Origin of the sequence: Pantoea sp. alder81, from assembly GCF_020179835.1 — a bacterium.
Lineage (GTDB): Bacteria > Pseudomonadota > Gammaproteobacteria > Enterobacterales > Enterobacteriaceae > Pantoea.
Genome location: NZ_JAIUDA010000008.1, coordinates 198,463 through 218,494, shown reverse-complemented (window position 1 = coordinate 218,494; position 20,032 = coordinate 198,463). Strand labels below are relative to the sequence as shown.

Sequence of the window (20,032 nt, the reverse complement as noted above, 5' to 3'; positions counted from 1 at the left end):
AGGGGTACAAGATCAACGGCAAATGCGGCAAAAGGTTTAGTACAGAAATTATTCTGATTAAATGTGAAGTCGCTCGCGTTTTGCCGTTCAGCGCTTACACTGTGACGGGTGATAATCATTCTCAACGGAGGCGGTATGATTGAGTTGGCAACGGAAAACCTGGCAGGCATTGAGTGTATTCACACGGCTCCCGCGGGACAGCGGCAGGCACGTTTACCCACCATCCTGTTTTATCACGGATTTACCTCATCCAAAGAGGTGTACAGCTACTTTGCGGTGGCACTGGCGCAGGCCGGTTTTCGCGTGATAATGCCAGACGCCGACATGCACGGGGCGCGCTACAACGGGGATACCGAAACGCGCATGACGCACTTCTGGGAGATCCTCAAACAGAACATCGACGAAGTGCCGTTGTTAGAAGCAGCGCTGCGTGAGAACGACTGGATTGCCGATGAGCGCTTTGCGGTGGCTGGTGCCTCGATGGGCGGCATGACGGCACTCGGCGCGATGGTGCGCTATCCGCAGATTCATAGTGTCGCTTGCATGATGGGCTCAGGTTACTTTATGCAGTTGAGTCAAACGCTGTTCCCGCCGCTGGTGGCGCGCACGCCAGAGCAAAAAGAGACGCTTGCCGCCCGCCTCGCACCGCTGGCGCCTTACGATCCCAGCCAGCAGCTGGATAAACTGGCTAATCGCCCGTTGCTGTTGTGGCACGGCGAAGCCGATGAAGTGGTGCCGTTTGCCGAAACCGTCCGTCTGGAGAAAGCGCTGCGTGAAGCCGCGTTGAATGACAAAATCACTTACCTGTCAGAAAAGCAGATTGGCCACAAAATTACGCCGTCAGCCCTCACCGCGCTGGTGAGTTTTTTCAAACATCAGCTGTGAAAAAACTCGGGCTGGCAAAGAGGCCAGCCCGTTACGTCTTCCGATTTACAGTTGTGAAGATAAACGATCTGCTGCACTGGTATTCGCACTGACCGGGTTACTGCCAGGCGCATCCAGCCGGTTGACATAGACATAGCCTGAAGCCGCATTGCTGCTGTTACTTCTCATCTGCTGCGCGTAGTCAGCGGAGCTGGCGAAAGCGGGTGGAGACAGGAAGAGACCCAGTAAAGTGGCGAAAATGATGGTTTTCATATTCGACTCCTCACCTCAGGGATTGCACTCTCAGACGCCGCGAATAAGCCAAACCGTTGCGCCTGTAAATAGTTTAGTTCTTCGCCACATTGATGCCAGATCGCCCTGTTGAACGCCTCCATCAGCAATTTTGAACAATCCTTCACTAACCTGCTGAATCTTAATCCTTAGCACAAAAGGTGCGCTTAATTGGCATGACCCCCACGATTTGATGAATTGTGCGCTTGAGTTTCCTGGGGTACGCCAGTATGATTACGCGTCAATTTTTCAGCTGCATTCAGAGGTGTGTTTCATTTAAATGATTCACTACCTATAACGTTCCTTGCTTCCATGGGCCGCAGCTGACCCCGACAGGAGGCTGAATAATCCGTAAGGAGCTATCGATGCGTCATTACGAAATCGTATTTATGGTCCACCCTGACCAGAGCGAACAGGTTCCAGGTATGATCGAGCGTTACACTGGTGCTATCACCGGTGCACAGGGCACGATTCACCGTCTGGAAGACTGGGGCCGCCGTCAGCTGGCTTACCCAATCAACAAACTGCACAAAGCTCACTATGTTCTGCTGAACGTAGAAGCGCCGCAGGAAGTGATTGACGAGCTGGAAACTAACTTCCGCTTCAACGACGCCGTTATCCGCAGCATGGTTATGCGCGTTAAGCACGCGGTAACTGAAGCATCTCCGATGGTTAAAGCGAAAGATGAGCGTCGTGATCGTCGCGAAGACTTCGCTAGCGAATCATCAGATGACTCAGATGCTGGGGATTCTGAAGAGTAATCCGACATGACGGCAAATCGACTGCGCCTGTCAGGCACTGTGTGCAAGACGCCAGTTCGAAAAATCAGTCCGTCAGGGATTCCACACTGCCAGTTCGTGCTTGAGCATCGGTCTGTGCAGGAGGAAGCCGGTTTCCACCGGCAAGCCTGGTGTCAAATGCCGGTGATTATCAGCGGCAGCACCCACCAGGTGATTACTCAACATATAACGGTCGGTACGCAACTCACTCTCGAAGGATTCATTAGCTGCCATCAGGCACGCAATGGTCAGAGCAGAATGGTGTTACATGCCGAGCAGATTGAATTGATAGATTCTGGAGACTAGCCAAATGGCACGTTATTTCCGTCGTCGCAAATTCTGCCGTTTCACAGCGGAAGGTGTTGTAGAGATTGATTACAAAGATATCGCTACACTGAAAAACTACGTTACCGAAAGCGGTAAAATTGTCCCGAGCCGTATTACCGGTACTCGTGCAAAATACCAGCGTCAGCTCGCTCGTTGCATCAAGCGCGCTCGCTACCTGTCCCTGCTGCCATACACTGATCGTCATCAGTAATTGGTAGTTGTCCATTAACGACTTTAAGAGGATAAGGTAATGCAAGTTATTCTGCTTGATAAAGTAGCAAACCTGGGCAGCCTGGGTGATCAGGTTAACGTTAAAGCGGGCTACGCTCGTAACTTCTTGGTTCCACAGGGTAAAGCTGTTCCTGCTACCAAGAAAAACGTTGAGTTCTTCGAAACACGTCGCGCTGAACTGGAAGCCAAACTGGCTGACGTTCTGGCTGCTGCTAACGCACGTGCAGAGAAAATCAACTCACTGGGCACCGTTACCATCGCGTCTAAATCAGGCGACGAAGGTAAACTGTTCGGTTCAATCGGTACCCGCGACATCGCTGATGCAGTAACTGCAGCTGGCGTTGAAGTGGCTAAGAGCGAAGTGCGTCTGCCAAACGGCGTTCTGCGTTCTACCGGTGAGCACGAAGTTGACTTCCAGGTTCATAGCGAAGTATTCGCTAAACTGGTTGTGAATGTAGTGGCTGAGTAATTTACTCTAAATAATTCAAGGTGCGGGAAGGCGGCAAGGGAATGAATCTCAGGAGCTTACTTAGGTAAATGACTGGGGTGAATGAGCGAAGCCAACGCATCAGCAACTTGAAGTATGACGAGTATACTCGGTAACGCGAAAACGCCGGCCATGTGCCGGCGTTTTTGTTTCTGCGATTTACTGGGCGCGGATAAAGCTGCCGTCGGGCTGACGGGTGAACAGCACCGGACCGTTGCTGCCATCCACCGTTAAGCCTGTCACCACGCCTTGTGCGTTCTGACGAATCTTCACCTGCTGTCCATTCTTCAATGCGCTGAGCGGCTGATCGTCCCCCTCGACGCGAGCCATCGCAAACACATCATTTACCGGCAGATTATTGTCGCGGAACAGCTGCGCCAGCGTCTGGCCTGATGACACGGTATAGTTGTGCCACTCACCCTGAGAATCGGTTTTCGGCTGGGTGTTCTGCGGCTGCTTGTTGTCGTAAATCTCCGCCTGCAACGGCACCTCTTTGCTGCTGTTATCTGCCGGGCGCTCAATCGGGTATTGCGGCGTACTGCTCGGCCAGAGAAACGCTAATAGCAGAACCAGCAGGGCAATCACCATGCCACGTCGATGGAAGGCCGGTAGTGGGTTCATCCAGCGTACATCATCCAGCAGGTGCCAGACGCGCAGTAGCACGGCGGGAACGCGGGAAGGGGTATCAGAAGCCATTCGTGAATCCTCCTCGCTGGCGGCCTTGCGCGTAAATTGCGGCAGCCAACGTTGCAACCTCGATAATGTAAAAGCACGCGGTGCGCGCGTCCTGCGGCGTCGTGGGGCGATCTGGCCCATGTATTCTCTCTTTCTTAGCGCTGTACGACGAAAACGTTGCCACAGCTATAGTATGGGCAATGCGGGCGGGAAGTGCCTGCCAGCATTGAAAAATTTGACCTGCGTATTGTTTCTCTTTCCCTGGTAAATGTCATCTGCGGCGCTGCAGATTTTACGCCAGCCGCCTGCGCTGTTATGCTGCCGTTTCTATTTTCTCCGGGATTAAGGAATTAAGATGACCACCCCTTCATTCGACAGCGTCGAATCACAAGCAAGTTACGGTATCGGTTTACAGGTAGGCCAGCAGCTGCAGGAATCTGGCCTGCAGGGTCTGCAGCCGGAAGCACTGCTCGCGGGTCTGCGCGACGCGCTGGAAGGGAACTCACCGGCAGTGCCTGTTGACGTGGTACATCGCGCGCTGCGTGAAGTGCACGAACGTGCAGAAGGCGTGCGTCGTGAGCGTGTGGAAGCAATGGCTGCTGATGGCCATAAATTCCTGGAGCAGAATGCCCAGCGTGAAGGCGTGAGCAGCACTGAATCTGGTTTGCAGTTCAGCGTGATCACCCAAGGCGATGGCCCAATCCCATCGCGTCAGGACCGTGTACGTGTGCACTACACCGGCAAATTGATCGACGGTTCTGTGTTCGACAGCTCAGTGGCACGTGGCGAGCCTGCTGAATTCCCGGTAAGCGGCGTGATCGCGGGCTGGATTGAAGCGCTGACTCTGATGCCAGTGGGTTCTAAGTGGGAACTGGTGATTCCACAAAACCTCGCGTACGGCGAGCGCGGTGCTGGCGCATCCATCCCGCCATTCAGCACCCTGGTATTCGAAGTCGAGCTGCTGGAAATTCTGTAATCTGAATTTCCAGCAGTAGATGGCCAGTCGTAAATGACTGGCCATTCTTTTGCCAACCTTACTGCTTCTGCAAATCTACCTGCCAAATCGCAAATCCAATCTCGTCACTGCCCACCGCTTTCATCGGATAATCAGCGTACTTCTCAATAAACTGCGTGGCTTTCTCGCCCGGTGCGGTTTCAAAGCGAATATCCAGCGGCGTATCGCTGTGAATCGGCGCTAAACGCCAGTTATGATCGGCCTGTGGTTTCACTTCGCCGTGTGCTTTGGTTTCGCTGCTGATATAAGCCGCGACCACTGAACGGTTCTCATCCGGTGAAGCAAACGCCACGTACTTATCGCCGGTGCCAGCGAACTTCCCGCCGTACGCGCGATAGTTGTTGGTGGCGACGAGGAATACCGCGTTAGGATCGATCGGCTTACCTTGCCACGTCAGATCCTTAATGCGTGAAGTATCCTTGTTGATCAACGTGCATTCACCGTCGTAACGCGCGGGCTGCGTTACATCGATTTGATAATCGACACCGTCAATGACGTCGAAGTTATAGGTGCGGAAATCCCAGTTAATCAGCGCTTGCGGTTTACTGCTGTGTGGATCGATTTGATTAAACTGCGCCGCTGAACACTCCAGCCACTCTCTCACTTGCGCACCGGTGACTTTCATCACCACCAGTGTGTTGGGATAGAGATAGAGATCGGCGGCATTACGGAAAGTCAGCTCACCTTTCTCTACTTCGGTATAGCTGGCGGGATCGTTTTTACGCCCACCGGCTTTAAAGGGTGCAGCAGCGGAAAGCACCGGCAAGCGACCGAGATCGGGATCGCCCTGAATAAAGTGCTCAACATAGGCGCGCTGTGCATTGTTGACGATCTGCACAGTAGGGTCGTCCTGCACCAGTGACAGGTAGCTGTACATTACATCCGCAGACTTGCCGATCGGCTTAGCAACGAACTCACGTGTGGCACGGTGATCCTGCTCCAGCACTTTCACCAAATCAGCATCTTCAGCCGCCAGTGACTTTTTGGCGACGGGATCATAGATAGGCCGCGCTTCGGCTTTGCCCTGTGTAACCTGCCATTTGCCGCCCTCGTTATTCAGCACCAAATCAACCACACCGAGATGATCACCCCACATGCCGGGCATCACTGAGGGAACGTCGTTCAGCGTGCCTTGTGCAATATCAGCGCCTTTAATGGCGGCAAACTCTTTGCTGGGGAACACCGCATGCGCGTGACCAAACATAATAGCGTTGATGCCAGGCACCTGGCTGAGGTAGTAGACCGAATTTTCCGCCATCGCGTGATAGGGCTCACTGCTTAAACCTGAGTGCGGAATAGCGATGATTATTTCAGCACCTTTTGCGCGCATTTCCGGCACATACCGCTTCGCTGTTTCCGTGATGTCATCAACGCGCACTTTGCCCTGCAGATTGTTGCGATCCCACACCATAATCTGCGGCGGAACGAAGCCGATGTAGCCAATTTTTAAGCGATGTGGGTTGCCGCTGCGGTCGGTAACAGTGGTTTCTTTGATGAGATAGGGGGTAAACAGCGGTTTTCCGCTCTTTTCATCGATAATGTTGGCATTCACATAGGGGAAACGCGCCCCGGCAATCGCTTTCTGCAGATAGGGTAAGCCGTAATTGAATTCGTGATTGCCTAAGTTGCCCACCGCGTAATCCAGCGTGTTCATCGCTTTATACACTGGATGAACATCGCCTTTTTTCAGTCCCTTAGCTGCCATGTAATCGCCTAACGGACTGCCCTGAATAATGTCGCCGTTATCGACCAGCACACTATTTTTCGCTTCTGCGCGGGCCTGTTGAATCAGCGTCGCCGTGCGCACCAGACCAAATTTCTCGGTTGGCGTGTCTTTGTAGTAATCGAAATCCATCATATTGCTGTGTAGATCGGTGGTTTCCAGAATGCGCAGATCCACTGTAGCGGCTTGCACCGTGGCCGCCGTCACACACAGCGCCAGTAACGACATGCTCGCTTTGAACATGATTTGCTCCTTGTCTGATCTAATGGGCCTCTCAAAATAATGTAAAACAATGACGAATTATCATTTCAATTTGTGATGTGTCTCAGACTTTCACGCATCAGCAGGCTTCGCTGTCCGCTAAAAAGGGATTCAGTATCACGCCATAGCCGCCAACCATGAACTATGGTATTGATAATAATATAGATTGCCGTTTCAGACAGTTCAGCCGCAGAGCATCGGGACATAACTGCTAAAATGTGTAGAGGTGAGCTGTTGATGTCTGACAGGCAGAGTCAGCGGAAAAGAGGTGAAAAATGTTAGATAAAATAATCCAACTGGCGCGTGAAGCGGGCGATGCCATTATGCATGTCTATGCGGGTTCACAACCGATGGATGTGACGCGTAAGTCGGATGATTCGCCGGTGACGGCCGCCGATCTCGCGGCACACAAAGTCATCGTGGAAGGGCTGGCCGCGCTATCACCCGAAGTGCCGGTGTTATCAGAAGAAGATCCGCCGAGCTGGGCCGTACGTCAGAACTGGAAAAAATATTGGCTGGTTGATCCGCTGGATGGCACCAAAGAGTTCATCAAGCGCAACGGGGAATTCACCGTCAACATTGCTCTGATTGAAAACGGTAAGCCGGTGTTAGGTGTGGTTTATGCGCCCGCGTTGGGTGTGATGTATTCAGCATCCGAAGGCAAAGCCTGGAAAGAAGAGGGCGGCCATAAATCACAGATTCAGGTGCGCGAGGCGCGTCCATTGCTGGTCGTCGTCAGTCGCTCGCATGCAGATAAAGATGAAGAGCTGAAAGAATATCTGGCGCAGTTGGGCGAACACCAAACCACTGCGATTGGCTCTTCGCTGAAATTCTGCCTGGTGGCGGAAGGTAAAGCCCAGCTGTATCCGCGTTTCGGGCCAACCAACATTTGGGATACCGGAGCGGGTCACGCGGTGGCGATTGCGGCCGGAGCCCATGTGCATGACTGGCAGGGCAAAACCCTTGACTACTCACCGCGCGAGTCCTTCCTGAATCCGGGCTTCCGCGTCTCGCTGTTTTAGTTCCTGATGCGCACCCTGCGAAAACCGCAGCCGGTATTTTCGTTGTTAACTCCGGGATGAACAGAGAAATTCGCAGCCTGTGTTTTCGCAGTTAATTCCGGGATGAATACACAAGTTAAGCCGGTCAAAACAGGGTCGCCATTGATGGCGACCTTAGTTTTTACTGTAGCAACTCACGGATCAACGTTATCGCCTGCTGCGCCTCATCCTGCGTCAATGCACCTTCTTTGGCATATCGCACATGCCCGGTCTTATCCAGCACCACAATCGCTGAACCCCCTTTCTCCAGCTGCCAGACCTTACGCACATTGCCATCGCTATCCACAATAAACTGCGACCACGGATATTGCTGCTTATTGCTCTCAATACTGCTGCGCACAAACATGCCGGTGCCGGGAATGGCATCGTCAGTGTTCACAATAGTGGTGGTTTGATAGCGGTCATGCGGAAACTTCGCTGCTTTAATGGCTTCAATCAGCGCTGCGTTTTGCTCTTTAGCCGAAGAACGCCCGGCAATATGCAAGATGACACGCACTTTTCCACTCAGCTGCGCGCTATTCCACGGTTGGTAGCTAAACTTATCTTGTTGATAAAGCAATTCCCCCCTGTCGCTCACACCCACCGGTGGGACGCGCTCGCCAATCTTAAAAGCATGGGCTGAGACAAGGCTGGGAACCAGCAGTGCCAGTGCTAACACCGAGTGTGCCAAACGCATGGTAATGCTCCTTAGTGATCCGACCAGTTATTCATGATTTTGCAATATTAGGCGTGGATGATGCGCCTGTCGCGATGAGTTAACAGCTTTGCAACCCACGCCACAATTCCTTAATGAGTGAAGGTTTATACTGGGTTTTGTGAACGTCATAACAGAGTGTTCTGTAATAATGTGTCAATTCAGTAAAAAATTCACCTTTTCGGAACATACGTAACGTTTGGTGTTCTATAGTTATGCCTCATTTGCGCTTCATGGGTTCGTACCGGATTTGGCAACGACGAAGCGTAGTACATCTGTTCAGGAGTTAGACAGCATGAAAATCTTCCAGCGCTATAATCCGCTGCAAATTGCGAAATACGTAAAAACGCTTTTTAAAGGAAGGTTGTATATCAAGGATGTTGGCGCGTTTGAGTTTGATAAAGGCAAAGTGATGTTGCCACGCGTCAAAGATAAACAGCACCTTAGCGTGATGTCCGAGATCAACCGCCAGGTTCTGCGGCTACAAGCCGAGTACAACTAAGCAGTAAAAAGAAAGGGCGCCATACAATCAGGCGCCCTGTAGCGGCGCGATTAATCGCGCCTTGTTTTTTCTGGCCACTCCACGCTATGGCGATTCCATCTCATCAGTCGCACTCTTCGTCAGATTTATCACCGGTGGGCGCTCATCAATACGCGTGACCAGCAGCTGATCGATGCGGTAACTGTCGATATCCACCACTTCAAATTTATACCCTGAGAACTTCACGAAATCGGTACGTTTCGGGATTTTGCGCAGCATATACATCATAAAGCCGCCAATGGTTTCATAGTTGCCGGACTGCGGGAAATCATCGATATCCAGTACGCGCATCACGTCATCAATCGGTGTGCCGCCTTCAACCAGCCATGAGTTCTCATCACGTGCAACGATCTGCTCTTCCTGACCCTGACCGACCAAATCACCCATCAGCGTAGTCATCACATCGTTTAAGGTGATGATTCCCACCACCAACGCGTATTCGTTCATGATCACCGCAAAATCATCACCTGCAGTTTTAAAGCTCTCCAGAGCCTCAGAGAGTGTCAGCGTATCCGGCACAATCAGCGCAGAGCGAATCTGAACGCCGCTGCTCAGCGTTAAACTCTGATTGCCGAGCACGCGCAGCAGTAACTCTTTGGAGTCGACATAACCCACAATGTGGTCAATGTCGCCATCGCAAACGATAAATTTAGAGTGCGGATGCTGCGCGATTTTGGTTTTGAGGGTGTTTTCATCTTCGTGCAGATCGAACCATACCACGTTTTCACGCGAAGTCATGGAGGAGGGCACGGTACGCGATTCCAGCTCAAACACGTTTTCAATCAGTTCGTGCTCCTGTTTACGCAGCACGCCCGCTAAAGCACCGGCTTCCACCACCGCATAAATGTCATCGGAAGTGATGTCATCTTTGCGCACCATCGGCAATTTGAAGATGCGGAAAAACACGTTCGCCAGGCCGTTAAACAGCCACACCAGCGGCCGCATCACGAACAGACAAAAGCGCATCGGGTTGATGATGCGCAGCGCAACGGCTTCCGGCGCGACCATGCCAACGCGTTTTGGCGTTAAATCCGCGAACAGGATAAACAGGCTGGTCACCACGGTGAAGGAACAGATAAAGCTGAGCTGTTCCGCCAGTTCCGGCGCGACAAAACGGCTGAACAAGCTGTTGAAGGCAGGGGAGAAAGCCGCATCACCGACGATACCGCCGAGGATAGCCACGGCGTTCAGGCCAATCTGCACCACGGTGAAGAACATGCCAGGCTGTTCCTGCATCTTCAACACGCGCTGCGCATTAATGTTGCCTTCATCGGCGAGCAGTTTAAGTTTGATCTTGCGGGCAGCGGCCAGCGAGATCTCAGAAAGAGAAAAGAATGAACTGATCACAATCAGTAAAAGAATGACAAGTAAGCTATCGAGCATAGAAGATCCGTTGGTTAATCACTTGTCATTTTTGGCCTGGGCAGCGCAGGAGAACATCCAGTATTCGCCTGTCATACAGGGCTATCCGTGCCAAAAATGTCTGCGCCATTTCGACAAGGAACGATAACGTCGGGGCAGAAAGGAAAGCAGGTCATGCCTGCTGGGTGCTGATTATAGCAGCAGCGCTTATCATGCCGCCAGAGGCGCGCAACATGAGCTCGGAATAATCCGAGTGCGAGACCCTCAGTCGCAGAAGTGCGGGTTCGGAGTTGTATCGCTCCCCCCATTTACCGACAATAGGAAATGATTTGGCTTAGTGACCATTTTTCCTCAGCCATCCGCCAAAAAGAGCGGCTATGCTGATGGGTAAGCGAGTGGTGGTGATAGCCTCCGATGAGAAATAACGCCCCTGCGGAATAAGGGGCAGGCATTATTAACAGGAGTACGCGTGCCGCGATTGCATATTTATTGTTTGGCCAGCCTGTTGCTTGCTGCACCTGCCGTTGAGGCAGCAAAAGTGCGCTTGCAGCTGGAAGGGCTAACCGGGGATTTACAGAAGAACGTCAGGGCGCGCTTGTCCACCATTGGTACCGATGAAGTGTCCAGCGATGGGCGTTTCCAGGCGCGTGTCTCACAAGCGATCAAAGAAGGCTTGCGGGCACTTGGCTATTACGAACCCGAAATCGATTTTGAATCTCGTCCCGCGCCGGCACAGGGCGGCCGACCGGTACTTATCGCTCACGTCAAACCCGGCGAACCGGTGAAAATCGGTGGCAGCCACATCGTGGTTGAAGGTGCCGCGAAAAACGATGATGACTATAAAGCCTGGGTGAAACAGGGCACGCCGAAAGTCGGCACGCAACTCAATCACGGCGAATACGACAAATTTAAAAATGGCTTCTCCAGCCTGGCACTGCGTAATGGTTACTTCGACGGTGACTTTAAGCAAAGCCAGCTTGGCGTTTCGGTCGAAAGACGCGAGGCATTCTGGGATATCGATTACGACAGTGGCCCGCGCTACCGTTTTGGCGATGTCAGCTTCCAGGGCTCGCAAATCAACGAAGCCTATCTGCGTAATCTTGTGCCGTTCAAAAAGGGCGATCCCTACAGCTCGCGCGATCTGGCGGAACTGAACCGCCGCTTGTCGGCCACTGGCTGGTTCAACTCGGTGGTCGTCGCCCCTGAATTCGATAAAGGCCGCCAGACCAAAGTGCTGCCACTTAATGCGGCAGTATCGCCACGCGTTGAGAACACTATCGAAGCCGGTGTCGGCTATTCCACCGATGTTGGGCCGCGTTTAAAAGGCACGTGGAAAAAGCCGTGGATCAACAGCAGCGGCCACAGCCTGACGGCCAGTTCCTATATTTCTGCCCCCGAGCAGCAGGTCGATCTCAGCTATAAAGTGCCGCTGCTGAAAAGTCCGCTGGAGCAGTATTACACCTTCTCGGGTGGCCTGAAGCGCACCGATCTCAATGACACCAAAGCCGATACCAGCACGCTGGGCGTCTCGCGTAACTGGGACAGCAGTTCCGGCTGGCAGCGTGCGGTTAACCTGAAGTGGAGTCTCGATCACTTTACCCAAGGTAGTGTCACCAACACCACCATGCTGCTTTATCCGGGCGTGAGCCTCAGTCGTACCCGTTCGCGTGGCGGGTTAATGCCGACCTGGGGCGACTCACAGCGCTACTCAGTGGATGTCTCTGATACCACCTGGGGATCGGATGTCGACTTCCTGATCCTGCAGGCACAGAACGTCTGGATCCGCATGCTGGGCGACAAGAACCGCTTTGTGGCCCGTGGCAATCTGGGTTGGATCGAAACCAACAACTTCGACAAAGTGCCGCCGGACCTGCGCTTCTTCGCCGGTGGCGACCGCAGTATTCGTGGCTATAAATACAAAGATGTCTCCCCGCGCGACAGCGACGGCAAGCTGACCGGAGCCTCCAAAATGGCCACTGGCTCGCTGGAGTATCAATACAACGTGACCGGTAAGTGGTGGGGCGCGGTGTTTGTCGATTCGGGTGAAGCGGTGAACGACATCAAACAGAGTGATTTTAAAACCGGTGCCGGTGTAGGCGTGCGCTGGGCTTCTCCGGTCGGGCCGATCAAATTTGATATCGCACGGCCGATTGGCGATGACAAGGAACATGGTTTGCAATTCTATGTAGGACTGGGGCCTGAACTATGAAGCTGTGGAAAAAGGTCCTGATTGGATTTGGTATTTTTTTGGTGGTGCTGTTTGGCAGCGTGGCGTTTTTGATTGGTACGACGCCCGGAATCCATCTGTTATTAAAAGGCGCCGATCGCTGGGTGCCCGGTTTATCGATCAACAAAGTTGAGGGTGGCTGGCGCGATCTGACGCTGAGCGGCGTGAAATACGAAATGCCGGGCGTCAGCGTAGATGCTGGGCGCTTCCATTTGGCGCTCAATCTTAACTGCCTGCTGCACTCATCAGTGTGCGTGAATGACATCGGCTTGCAGGATGTCAGCGTGGTGGTCGACAGCAAGAAAATGGCGCCGGCTGCTGCGCCACCGCCAGAAGAGGAGAGCGGCAGCACCAACCTGACCACGCCTTATCCAATTACGCTGAGCAAAGTTGGCCTGCATAACATCAACGTCAAAGTGGATGACACGTCCATCTCGCTACTGGATTTCACCACCGGCCTCAACTGGCAAGGGCGTTCATTAACGCTGACGCCGACGCACATCCAAAGTCTGCTGATTGCCCTGCCGAAAGCCGCCAAAGTGGCGGATGAGCAGGTGGTTCAGCCGAAAGTGCAGCAACCACAGCCAGGTGAGAAGCCACTGGGTGAAACCTTACAGGAAATGTTCGCCAAACCGCTGTTGCCTGAGTTGCCGGACTTCCAGCTGCCGCTGGATATCACCGTGCAGGAGCTACTGGGTGAGCAGCTGCGTATTACCGGTGACACAGATATCGCGATTACGCGCCTGTTGTTGAAAGCCAAAACCGCCGATCGTCATCTGCAATTAGAGACCTTTGACGTTGATTCGCCGCAAGGGCAGGTGAATGCCAGCGGTGACGCGCAACTGGCGGATAACTGGCCGGTGAATTTTGCCCTCAGCGGTACGCTGAATCTCGATCCGATTAAGGGCGAGAAAATCAAAATGAACCTCAGCGGGGCAATGCGTGAAGAGTTGAAGCTGGGGCTGAATCTGTCTGGCCCGGTGCGTGCGCAGTTGGATGCCGCAGCGCAACCGGCGGTGGCGGGTTTGCCACTGTCGCTTAAGCTCACCAGTCCAGTGTTACGCTGGCCGCTAACGGGACCCGTGCAGTATCAGGCGGATAACCTCGATTATCAGTTCAAAGGCAAAGCCACCGACTATGTGATGTCGCTGCGAACCGCAGTTAAAGGCGAAGCGGTGCCACCGGCGATCATTTCGCTTGATGGCAAAGGTAATGTGCAGCAGTTCAGTCTGGACAAGCTGCGCGTGGCGGCATTGCAGGGCAATGTCGATTTAACCGCGCTGGTGGACTGGAGCAAAGCCATCAGCTGGCGCAGTGAACTGACGCTCTCCGGTATCAATACCGCCAAACAGTATCCAGATTGGCCAGCCAAACTCGACGGCAAGATAGCCACGCGCGGCAGTCTCTACGGCGGCAGCTGGCAGCTCAGCGTGCCGCAGCTGGAGCTGAAAGGGAACGTGAAGCAGAACGCCGTGAGCGCCAACGGTTCACTCACCGGGAATAGCTACAATCAATGGAAAATCCCGGGCATTAATATCGCGCTGGGTCGTAACCATCTGGATGTGAAAGGCGAACTGGGCGACACGCTCAATCTGGATGCCAATGTCGATGCACCGCACCTGGATAACGCGTTACCTGGGCTCGGCGGCGTGGCCAAAGGCACGATCAAAGCACGTGGCACCCTACAAGCACCGCAGCTGTTAGCTGACCTCACGGCCACGGGCTTGCGCTGGCAGCAGCTGCAAATTCGTCGTGTGGCGCTGGAAGGCGATGTGAAATCCAGCGACCAGATCGCCGGTAAGCTGCAACTGCGCGTCGAGCAACTGCAACAGGACGCACTGAAGATCAATCTGCTGACGCTGAACGCTGACGGTAACGAGAAGCAGCATCAGCTCAAGCTGAACGTGGAAGGCGAGCCGGTCTCCGGTCAGCTGGCGTTGAACGGCAGCTTCGATCGTAAAACTGAACGCTGGCAGGGCAATCTCAACAATACCCATTTTGATACACCGGTGGGCGAATGGCGTCTGACGCGTGCGATGGCGATTGATTACCTCAACAGCAAGCAGACCGCGACCATTGGACCACATTGCTGGCAGAACCCTAACGCCCAGCTCTGTGTGCCAGAACCGATCGAAGCGGGTCCGAGCGGCCATGCTCACGTGGTGCTGAACCGTTTTGATTTGGCGATGATCAAACCGTTCCTGACCGATGCCACCAAACTCACCGGCGTATTTAGCGGTGATGCGCGCGTCAACTGGACGTCAGATGGCGCGCTGCCAACCGGCAACGTTTCACTGAAGGGCAACGGCGTGAAAGTGGAGCAGGATGTGCAGGGCAACACGCTGCCAATCGCCTTCGATACGCTCAATCTTAACGCTGCGATGCGTAATGGACGTGCGCAGCTTGATTGGCTAATCCATATCGTCAACAACGGGCAGCTGAGTGGCAACTTGCAGATTGCCGATCCGCAAACCCGTCGTCAGCTGTCCGGCAACATCGGCATCAGCAATCTGTCGCTGGCGATGTTCAACCCGGCGTTGATGCAGGGTGAGAAGATTAAAGGCAACCTCAACAGCAACCTGCGTTTGGGCGGCACGCTGCAACAGCCGCAGGTGTTTGGCCAGTTGGGGCTGAGTGATGTGAATGTGCTGGCGAGCTTTATGCCGGTTACGCTCACCTCGGCCAATCTGAACATGGTGTTCAATGGCATGAGTTCGACGCTTAACGGTCTACTGCAGACCACCCAGGGCAATCTGAATCTGGGCGGCAATGCGGACTGGAGCCAGCTGGATAACTGGCGTGCGCGCATCACGGCGCAGGGCAGCCGTATTCGCGTCACCGTGCCGCCGATGGTGCGCATGGATGTCTCGCCGGATCTGGTGTTTGAAGCCACGCCAGCCGCCTTCAATCTGGATGGCAAGGTAGATATTCCCTGGGCGCGCATCACGGTGCAGGAGGTGCCAGAAAGCGCCACCGGTGTCTCTTCAGATGAAGTGATGCTGGATCAGAATCTCAAGCCGATTCAGCCAAAAACCGCCGCGATCCCGATTAACAGCAACCTGGTAATCCACGTCGGTAACGATGTGCGGCTGTCAGCCTTTGGTCTGAAAGCCAAACTTAACGGCGATCTCAAACTGGTGCAGGATAAAAACGGCCTGGGCTTAAACGGGCAGATCAACATTCCTGATGGCCGTTTCCACGCTTACGGACAGGATTTGATTGTGCGTAAAGGCGAGTTGCAGTTTGCCGGGCCGCCAGATCAGCCGTACGTTAACCTTGAAGCGATACGTAATCCGGAAGCCACCGAAGATGATGTCACCGCTGGTATTCGCGTCACCGGCCTGGCCGATGAACCGAAAGTGGAGGTGTTCTCCGACCCCGCCATGTCGCAGCAGGAAGCGCTTTCTTACTTATTACGCGGTCAGGGACTCAGCAGTGATGGTGACAGTAATGCATTAACTTCAGCACTTGTGGGGTTAGGGGTTGCACAAAGTGGTCAGGTTATGGGTAAAATCGGCGAGACATTCGGCGTCAGTAACCTCGCGCTTGATACCACCGGCGTTGGCGACAGCCAGCAGGTGCAGGTGAGCGGTTATGTACTGCCGGGTCTACAAGTAAAATACGGTGTTGGCATTTTTGATTCACTGGCGACGTTAACCTTGCGTTACCGCCTGATGCCCAAACTCTATTTGGAAGCCGTGTCCGGTCTCGATCAGGCACTGGATTTGCTCTATCAGTTTGAGTTTTAGCAATGCGAATAATTGTCTACGGCAGTTTACGGCGCAAACAGGGAAACAGTCACTGGATGACGAATGCGCAATGGCTCGGCGACCATCAGATTGAAGGGTTTGCGCTCTACAATCTGGGTCATTATCCGGGCGTCGTTGAAGATGAGGGAACCGTCTTCTGCGAAGTGTATCGCATCGATGCCAGTACGCTGGGCGAGCTTGATGCCTTACGCACCAAGAATGGCGAATACAAACGCCAACTCATCCAGACGCCTTACGGCAGTGCCTGGCTGTATGTCTATCAGCGTTCGATTGCGGGTCGCACCCGCATCGCGAGCGGTGACTGGCTCAAGCGCGATGACCTACCAGAGGCATAAATAAAAACACCGTCCATTGGACGGTGTTTTTTTATGCTCGCAAGGCGAAGAAGATTATTTCTTCTGTGCGCGCTCGTAAGAAGCAATGATTTCAGCTTTGGCCGCTTCAGCGTTGTCCCAGCCGTCAACTTTCACCCATTTGCCTTTTTCCAGATCTTTGTAGTGCTCGAAGAAATGGGTGATCTGCGCTTTCAGCAGTTCTGGCAGGTCGTTCACATCTTTAATGTGATCGTACTCTTTGCTCAGTTTGGTGTGCGGAACGGCAACCAGTTTGGCATCTTCACCAGACTCGTCGGTCATTTTCAGCACGCCAACGGGACGGCAGCGGATCACTGAGCCCGGCACCAGCGGATACGGGGTTGGCACCAGCACGTCAACCGGATCACCATCCAGAGACAGGGTGTGGTTGATGTAACCGTAGTTGCACGGATAGAACATGGCGGTAGACATGAAACGGTCTACAAACAGGGCGCCAGACTCTTTGTCCACTTCATATTTGATCGGATCGGCATTCGCTGGGATCTCGATAACGACATAGATATCTTCTGGCAGTTCTTTACCTGCAGGCACCTGGTTCAAACTCATCTGGCTTTCCTTCATTGGTCGTATGTTGAGTGACGGCTATTATAGCCAACTGACTCTGAAAGTATGCCCCCTTTTTGGCGTTTCGGAATGCTCCAAAGGCCTACTTAGCGGTGACAAACAGCGAGACAATCCCTGCTGCAATCAGTGGTCCGACGGGTACCCCACGGAAAAACGCCACGCCAATCACGGTGCCGATTAACAATCCACCAATCACTGACGGCTGCACGCTCATAAAACTGACGCCGCGCCCGCCGAGCCAGGCAACAAACACCCCGACAATAATCGCCACTATCGATTGCCAGTTGGCAAACGACTTAAGCAGAGACGATGCAGGTAACGTCCCGCTGGCCAGCGGTGCCATCACGGCCACGGTCAGAATAATGATGCCGATCTGAATGCCCTGTTTCTCCACATAGGGGAAGAACTGCGAAAGCGGTGTCAGCTTGATGGCAAGCAGGATCAGAATGGAAATGGTAACGGCACTGTTATGAACGAAATAGCTCAGGACGGCGAGGCAGACCAGAATGATGGTAGAGGCATAAGCAGCCATGATTTCTCCCTGAAGATGGATGGATGCGCAGGTCAGTGCCTGCGCTGACGTTTTTTTAACGCCACCATTTATCAACAATCATCGGGATTGGCGCAACTGCCTTTGTTAATTGATTGCAACATCAGGGCCTGATTCCTCACCAGACTGACCCCTTGAGCACCCACTGAGAGCGCCGCCATGCTGCCCTGGCTGCTGAGGAAATAACTGCGGCTGGCCTCCATCCAGCTATCACGATAGGCCAGCCATGCACGCTGTGCGGCACGCAATTTGTCTTTAGGTTCACCGGTTAATTTTTTCATCACCTGGTTGTACTGCAAATTCATCTCTTTATCCCAGCCCTTATTGGCGCTGCTGTAGCACTGTGACATGCCCAGGGTGCTGGACTCCTTGTCCAGACACTGCTGCAGCAGCTGGTCGAGGGGATGCGTCTGCGCCATGGCAACACCACTGGCGAGCAGACACAAAATTGGGAGCCACTTTTTCATCATTTCATTCCTTCATTTTTGCGCAGCGGACTTCAGAAAAGCTGAAGGGTAAGCGAACGTCGGCAGATTGACCATCAACATTGGATAAAGTTTCTGCGATCAACTGCCGATAATCTCTCCGTTTTAGGGCCAGTGGAGTTCTGCCTTTTTTCATACACACGGGAATGATCATGAAACAGCTATCGATTAGAAATGGAATACGCGCCTTACTCTTCTTTATGACACTGCTACTGCTGGCAGTGAGTTTTATGGGCATTTATGCCATCAATGCGGGCAATCAGTCACTGGATGCCATTAATCGTATTCAGGGTATTGAGCTTAACAAGCTGTATCAAAGCCGTTCTGAGTTGATGCGCGCGCGTGCTAACGCGGCTTTAGCTGTACGCAAAATTGAAATTGGCCTGCTGGATGACGGTACAAAAGTCACCGCCCAGGCGCAGGCGGCGGTAGATAGCTCGCACAAGCTGCTGCAGGCATTTGTTGATGCGGGCACGGTGACGGCCCACGGCAAAACGCTGGCAGATGCCATCGTCTCCACTTACGCCGTGTATGACAAAGAGGGCATCCAGCCGATGATGGAAGCGCTGAGAAAACAGTATACCGATGAATATTATCAGGTACTGGAAGGCAACCAATCTCAGCTAGCCGCGAACTATTCGAAAGCCGTGAGTGACTTCAGCATTTATGCGGATGAAGTCTCTGCTGCGCGCCTACAGCAGGCGGCAGATAATGAAGTGAAAATGAAAATCATGATTGGCGTCGCCATGACGCTGGCATTGCTGATGATCGTGTTGTCATGGCAAATGTTGCGTCGCCTGTTTATGGTGCCGTTAAACAACGCCATCAAACACCTTGAGCAGATCTCGGCGGGCGATTTGTCGCAGCCGCTGCCACAGGCAGGCAAAAACGAAGTGGGCCGTCTCAATCAGGCGTTATCCGATATGCAGCTGGCGCTGCGTGATTCGGTGAGTCAGGTACGTGAAGCCAGCATGCAGATTGATGTTGGCAGCCGTGAACTGGCCGCGGGAACGGTACATCTGTCGCAGCGCACCGAAGAGTCTGCCGCCTCGCTGGAGCAAACTGCCGCCAGCATGGAGCAGCTCACCGCCACCGTCCGTCTTAACGCCAGCAATGCACAGCAGGCGAATCAGTTGGCCAGCAATGTCTCGACCAGTGCCGATCGCGGTGCGGAAGTGGTGGGCTACGTGATGGAGAAGATGCAGGAGATCACCCAAAGCTCTAACCGCATCGGCGACATCCTGAGCGTGATCGACGGTATCGCTTTCCAGACCAACATCCTTGCACTCAACGCGTCCGTTGAAGCCGCACGTGCGGGCGAGCAGGGGCGTGGTTTCGCTGTGGTCGCCAATGAAGTGCGCACCTTAGCCGGTCGCAGCGCCACCGCGGCGAAAGAGATTCGTGAGTTGATCAGCGAATCGCAAACGCGGGTCAAAGAGGGTAGCGACATGGCGACGCGTGCCGGTGAAACCATGGATGAGATCTCCAGCGAAGTGATGCGAGTGACTTCACTGATGAAAGAGATCTCAATTGCTTCGGAAGAGCAGAGTCGTGGGATTGAGCAGGTAAATCAGGCGGTAACGCAGATGGATGAAGCCGCGCAGCAAAACGCCGCACTGGTGGAAGAAGCCAGCGCCGCTACGCAGTCGCTCGAAGCGCAGTCGCAGCAGTTGCAGGAATCAATGGCGCAGTTCCGCGTGGCGACTAATACTCTTTAATGATCTCAATGCCTGTGATTTAACGCCCGCCCA

The 20,032-nt window shown here is 53.5% G+C and carries 20 protein-coding genes; 12 read left to right on the top strand and 8 right to left on the bottom strand.

Annotated features, from left to right (window positions below):
- Positions 1–135 precede the first annotated feature (135 nt).
- A complete protein-coding gene (gene yjfP, locus LBW88_RS20430; RefSeq protein WP_224933984.1) occupies positions 136–885 on the top strand; it encodes an esterase in 750 nt (249 codons plus the stop codon).
- A 45-nt stretch (positions 886–930) separates the two neighbouring features.
- Here yjfP and LBW88_RS20425 read toward each other — a convergent pair whose 3' ends face one another.
- The gene (locus LBW88_RS20425; RefSeq protein ID WP_034829327.1) at positions 931–1,137 is read right to left on the bottom strand and encodes a hypothetical protein; all 207 of its coding nucleotides are present in this window, start codon (positions 1,135–1,137) and stop codon (positions 931–933) included.
- A 383-nt stretch (positions 1,138–1,520) separates the two neighbouring features.
- Here LBW88_RS20425 and rpsF point away from each other — a divergent pair, with 383 nt between their 5' ends.
- Genes rpsF through rplI form a run of 4 tightly spaced genes read left to right on the top strand, consistent with a single transcriptional unit; the run spans position 1,521 to position 2,961 of the window.
- A complete protein-coding gene (rpsF, locus tag LBW88_RS20420) occupies positions 1,521–1,916 on the top strand; it encodes a 30S ribosomal protein S6 (protein ID WP_084937237.1) in 396 nt (131 codons plus the stop codon).
- 6 nt (positions 1,917–1,922) lie between these two features.
- Complete coding sequence (gene priB, locus LBW88_RS20415; RefSeq protein ID WP_084937235.1) at positions 1,923–2,240, top strand: primosomal replication protein N; 318 nt, start codon at positions 1,923–1,925, stop codon at positions 2,238–2,240.
- Between the two features lie 4 nt (positions 2,241–2,244).
- Positions 2,245–2,472: a 30S ribosomal protein S18 gene (gene rpsR, locus LBW88_RS20410; RefSeq protein WP_004392491.1), complete on the top strand. Its 228-nt coding sequence runs from the start codon at positions 2,245–2,247 to the stop codon at positions 2,470–2,472.
- A gap of 39 nt (positions 2,473–2,511) precedes the next feature.
- Positions 2,512–2,961 (top strand): 50S ribosomal protein L9, encoded by a 450-nt coding sequence (rplI, locus tag LBW88_RS20405; RefSeq protein WP_084937232.1) that lies wholly within the window; start codon positions 2,512–2,514, stop codon positions 2,959–2,961.
- A 177-nt stretch (positions 2,962–3,138) separates the two neighbouring features.
- Here the strand turns inward: rplI and LBW88_RS20400 are convergent, their stop codons facing one another.
- On the bottom strand, positions 3,139–3,795 hold the full coding sequence (locus LBW88_RS20400; protein ID WP_320442541.1) for a LysM-like peptidoglycan-binding domain-containing protein: 657 nt from the start codon (positions 3,793–3,795) through the stop codon (positions 3,139–3,141).
- A 214-nt stretch (positions 3,796–4,009) separates the two neighbouring features.
- Here LBW88_RS20400 and fklB point away from each other — a divergent pair, with 214 nt between their 5' ends.
- Positions 4,010–4,630, top strand: a complete 621-nt coding sequence (gene fklB, locus LBW88_RS20395) for an FKBP-type peptidyl-prolyl cis-trans isomerase (RefSeq protein WP_100703287.1) — start codon at positions 4,010–4,012, stop codon at positions 4,628–4,630.
- A gap of 58 nt (positions 4,631–4,688) precedes the next feature.
- Here the strand turns inward: fklB and LBW88_RS20390 are convergent, their stop codons facing one another.
- On the bottom strand, positions 4,689–6,635 hold the full coding sequence (locus LBW88_RS20390; protein WP_224933982.1) for a bifunctional 2',3'-cyclic-nucleotide 2'-phosphodiesterase/3'-nucleotidase: 1,947 nt from the start codon (positions 6,633–6,635) through the stop codon (positions 4,689–4,691).
- 293 nt (positions 6,636–6,928) lie between these two features.
- On the opposite strand from LBW88_RS20390, the gene cysQ reads away from it, so the two are divergent.
- Positions 6,929–7,675, top strand: coding sequence for a 3'(2'),5'-bisphosphate nucleotidase CysQ (cysQ, locus tag LBW88_RS20385; RefSeq protein ID WP_224933981.1), 747 nt, complete (start codon positions 6,929–6,931; stop codon positions 7,673–7,675).
- 160 nt (positions 7,676–7,835) lie between these two features.
- Here cysQ and LBW88_RS20380 read toward each other — a convergent pair whose 3' ends face one another.
- A complete protein-coding gene (locus LBW88_RS20380) occupies positions 7,836–8,390 on the bottom strand; it encodes a YtfJ family protein (RefSeq protein ID WP_224933980.1) in 555 nt (184 codons plus the stop codon).
- Positions 8,391–8,703: 313 nt separating this feature from the next.
- Here LBW88_RS20380 and LBW88_RS20375 point away from each other — a divergent pair, with 313 nt between their 5' ends.
- On the top strand, positions 8,704–8,910 hold the full coding sequence (locus LBW88_RS20375) for a DUF1107 domain-containing protein (protein ID WP_031280153.1): 207 nt from the start codon (positions 8,704–8,706) through the stop codon (positions 8,908–8,910).
- 84 nt (positions 8,911–8,994) lie between these two features.
- Here LBW88_RS20375 and LBW88_RS20370 read toward each other — a convergent pair whose 3' ends face one another.
- Entirely contained in the window at positions 8,995–10,332 is a 1,338-nt protein-coding gene (locus LBW88_RS20370; protein ID WP_224933979.1) for a hemolysin family protein, read from the bottom strand.
- A 448-nt stretch (positions 10,333–10,780) separates the two neighbouring features.
- Between LBW88_RS20370 and tamA the strand changes: the two genes are divergently transcribed.
- From tamA to LBW88_RS20355, 3 genes are read left to right on the top strand one after another with little or no spacing between them, the layout of a single operon-like run.
- Positions 10,781–12,520 carry an autotransporter assembly complex protein TamA gene (gene tamA / locus LBW88_RS20365; protein WP_224933978.1) on the top strand — a complete coding sequence of 580 codons (1,740 nt, stop codon included), beginning with the start codon at positions 10,781–10,783 and terminating at the stop codon, positions 12,518–12,520.
- Positions 12,517–16,287: an autotransporter assembly complex protein TamB gene (gene tamB / locus LBW88_RS20360; RefSeq protein WP_224933977.1), complete on the top strand. Its 3,771-nt coding sequence runs from the start codon at positions 12,517–12,519 to the stop codon at positions 16,285–16,287. The genes tamA and tamB overlap by 4 nt, the downstream gene beginning before the upstream one ends.
- A gap of 2 nt (positions 16,288–16,289) precedes the next feature.
- Complete coding sequence (locus LBW88_RS20355) at positions 16,290–16,643, top strand: gamma-glutamylcyclotransferase (RefSeq protein WP_200576696.1); 354 nt, start codon at positions 16,290–16,292, stop codon at positions 16,641–16,643.
- 54 nt (positions 16,644–16,697) lie between these two features.
- On the opposite strand, the gene ppa is transcribed toward LBW88_RS20355, so the two are convergent.
- The 3 genes from ppa to LBW88_RS20340 form a co-directional block, all read right to left on the bottom strand.
- Positions 16,698–17,228: an inorganic diphosphatase gene (gene ppa / locus LBW88_RS20350; protein ID WP_007892166.1), complete on the bottom strand. Its 531-nt coding sequence runs from the start codon at positions 17,226–17,228 to the stop codon at positions 16,698–16,700.
- A gap of 100 nt (positions 17,229–17,328) precedes the next feature.
- On the bottom strand, positions 17,329–17,778 hold the full coding sequence (locus LBW88_RS20345; RefSeq protein ID WP_038644476.1) for a DUF441 domain-containing protein: 450 nt from the start codon (positions 17,776–17,778) through the stop codon (positions 17,329–17,331).
- Between the two features lie 71 nt (positions 17,779–17,849).
- Positions 17,850–18,263 carry a lysozyme inhibitor LprI family protein gene (locus tag LBW88_RS20340; protein ID WP_224933976.1) on the bottom strand — a complete coding sequence of 138 codons (414 nt, stop codon included), beginning with the start codon at positions 18,261–18,263 and terminating at the stop codon, positions 17,850–17,852.
- 170 nt (positions 18,264–18,433) lie between these two features.
- Here LBW88_RS20340 and LBW88_RS20335 point away from each other — a divergent pair, with 170 nt between their 5' ends.
- A complete protein-coding gene (locus LBW88_RS20335) occupies positions 18,434–19,999 on the top strand; it encodes a methyl-accepting chemotaxis protein (protein WP_224933975.1) in 1,566 nt (521 codons plus the stop codon).
- Positions 20,000–20,032: the final 33 nt, after the last annotated feature.